At 71.6% G+C, this 2,767-nt stretch carries 3 protein-coding genes; all 3 read right to left on the bottom strand.

Features of this window, described 5'->3' with window-relative positions; all coding sequences use genetic code 11:
* The coding region (locus tag ACTWQR_RS55480; protein WP_443234973.1) for a GlgB N-terminal domain-containing protein at positions 1-920 on the bottom strand (920 nt) is incomplete at its 3' end.
* A gap of 202 nt (positions 921-1,122) precedes the next feature.
* Positions 1,123-2,526, bottom strand: a complete 1,404-nt coding sequence (locus ACTWQR_RS55475) for a maltokinase N-terminal cap-like domain-containing protein (RefSeq protein ID WP_443234971.1) — start codon at positions 2,524-2,526, stop codon at positions 1,123-1,125.
* A 99-nt stretch (positions 2,527-2,625) separates the two neighbouring features.
* The coding region (locus ACTWQR_RS55470; RefSeq protein ID WP_443234972.1) for an alpha-glucosidase C-terminal domain-containing protein at positions 2,626-2,767 on the bottom strand (142 nt) is incomplete at its 5' end.

The following is a 2,767-nucleotide window of genomic DNA, read 5'->3' as shown; positions in this document are numbered from 1 at the left end:
TCGGCGACCGGCATCAGCTCCACATGCGTGAAGCCCAAGTCCGAGATGTAGGCGGGCAGTTGGTCGGCCAGCTGGCGGTACGTCAACCCTGGGCGCCAGGAGGCCAGATGGACCTCGTACACCGAGAGCGGCGCCTCATGGGCCGGCCGGTCGGCCCGCCGTGTCATCCACTCCTCGTCCCGCCACTCGTGATGCGACGCGTGCACGACGGAGGAGGTGGCGGGCGGCACCTCGGTGCGCCGCGCCATCGGGTCCGCCCGCATGGTCCTGGAACCGTCGGGCCGGGTGATCTCGAACTTGTAGAGCTCGCCCTCGCCGATCTCCGGGACGAACAGCTCCCACACCCCGGAGGAGCCCAGCGACCGCATCGGGAACGCCGTCCCGTCCCAGAAGTTGAAGGTCCCGGCGATCCGCACACCACGGGCATTGGGCGCCCAGACGGAGAACCGGGTGCCGGCCACACCCTGGTGCACCATCGGCTCGGCACCGAGCGCCGTCCACAGCTGCTCGTGCCGGCCCTCCCCGAACAGATGCAGGTCCAGGTCACCGAGCGCCGGCATGAACCGGTACGCGTCCTCGACCTCCCGCACCGTCCCCTCGTACTCCACCACCAGCCGGTACTCCGGCACCTCCCGCAACGGAATCACGGCGGAGAAGAACCCCTCCCCGTCGTCGTGCAGCTCGGCCCGCAGCTCCTCGGTGACGACGGTCACGGACAGCGCGTACGGCCGCAGCACCCGGAAGACCACACCACCGGGCACGGGATGGGCCCCGAGCACGGAGTGCGGATCATGATGCGCGCCCCCGAGCAGCCGCTCCCGGTCACCGCGGTCCAACACGGCCAGCGGCCGCACGTCCGGCACGTCGAGCACGCCCTCGCCCGGCTGCCCAGGAATTCCGGGCCCGGCCGCGGCGGTCATCTCTTCACCGGGCGCCACAGCCTGCTTGGGTGCCTTCTTGGCGACCGTGGGCTTGGCCTTGGCCTTGGCGGCGGCCTTGAGGGTGTCCTTGGCCTTCGCGCTCTTCGGCTTCTTGGCGGGCGGGTTCGGGCGGGGCGTCACGGGCGGAGCCTCCTCAACAGGGTCGACAACGGGATAAAAGAGGTCGGACGGGAAGGGGCGCTCAGGGCCCTTCGGAGAGAGCCAGGCGGCGGACCGCCGCCATCGGCACGGGCAGCCAGTCGGGCCGGTGCCGTGCCTCGTACACGACTTCGTAGATCGCCTTGTCGGTCTCGTACGCACGCAGCAGCACCGGGTCCGTACGCGGATCACGACCGCTGACCTCGGCGTACCCGGAGCAGTACGCGGCCCGGCAGGCATCGGCCCAGCCGGGCACGACGGACGGGTGCGAGTGCGCCGCGTAGTCGAAGGAACGGAGCATGCCGGCCACGTCCCGCGCGGCCGGCTGCGGCATGCGTCGCTCGGCGAGCGGTTTCGAGGGTTCGCCCTCGAAGTCGATCAGCGACCAGTCGCCGGCTGGTGACCGCAGACACTGGCCGAGGTGCAGATCCCCGTGTATCCGCTGAGCGGTCCACGTCTGACCCTCGGCCGCCAGCTCCCCGAGCGCCTCGAAGGAGGAGCGCAGCCCGGGCGCGTACGGCCGCAGCGCGGGCACCGCCTGGACGGCCGCCTCCAGCCGTTCGATCATGCCGTCCGCGAGCAGCTCCATCTGCCCGCGCCCCAGCGTCACCGTGGGCAGCGCCCGGGCCAGGGCCGTGTGCACCTCGGCCGTGGCCCGCCCCAGCGCCCGCGCCTCACCGCTGAAGTCCTCGCCCTTGGCGAGCCCGCGCAGCACGAGGTCCCAGCCGTCCGTGGCGCCCTGGACGAAAGGTTGCAGCACGCCCAGTACGTACGTGTCCCCGGCCAGGTCCGCGAGCATCCACCCGGCGGGTGCGGGGACCCGCGGGCAGCCCTCGCGGGACAGCGCCAGCGGCAGTTCCAGGTCGGGGTTGGTCCCGGGCAGGACCCGGCGCAACAGCTTCAGAATGAACGTATCTCCGTAGACGATCGACGAGTTGGACTGCTCGGCCGTCACCATCCGCGGCACCAGGTCGTCCCGGATCTCCTGCCTCATGTCCCGCTCGAAGCGCAGCTCGCCCACGCGCGCCCGCGCCCGCAGCGCCTCCAGGAGCACATCGGCGGGCCGGGGGTCGTGCAACGCCTCGTACACGGTCCGGCCGGCCAGCGGCCCTTCCTCCGGATGACCGATCAGCGCGGGCGCCAGCCGGGGCGGCAGCGTCTCGCGCACGCCGATCAGGAGCTGGTAGCAGTCGGACGGATGCGCGGCGGCACCCTGCGTCGGCACCAGCGGCTGATGCGCTCGTACGAGCAGGTGCAGGAACCCCAGCTTCGCGTTCCACGGCAGCAGCTCCGTGGCCGCGACCAGCGAGAACCCGGTGACCGGGCGGCCCTTGCCCGCGAACCACCGCTGCCTCGGCAGCCACTCACGCAACAGCGGATCGAGGGACGCAAGGAGGCCGGGGCTTGTCGAAACGGAGTGCGCGGAGCGAGTGACGGCTTCCGACATGGCGTCGCGTCCTTTCCCCGGAGTCGGGGTGTTACTGATGCGTGCCCAGGGCGGGGCGGGAGAAACCGCCCCGCTTCAGTTGTACGCCCCGCTCAGGTCCTACGCCGCGTCCTTGCGGAGTCGGAACCAGTAGAAGCCGTGGCCTGCGAGGGTGAGCAGGTAGGGGAGGTCGCCGATGGCGGGGAAGCGGACGCCGCCGATGAGTTCGACGGGGTGGCGTCCGTTGAAGGTCTGGAGGTCG

The organism is Streptomyces sp. 2A115 (assembly GCF_052245575.1).
In the GTDB taxonomy this organism is placed as follows: Bacteria; Actinomycetota; Actinomycetes; order Streptomycetales; family Streptomycetaceae; genus Streptomyces.
The sequence above is the reverse complement of the archived record's forward strand: the minus strand, read 5'-3'. Positions and strand labels throughout refer to the sequence as shown.

Excerpts from the sequence above, each read along its gene's own strand:
- ACTWQR_RS55475 (WP_443234971.1), bottom strand. The coding sequence starts at position 2,526 with ATGTCGGAAGCCGTCACTCGCTCCGCGCACTCCGTTTCGACAAGCCCC.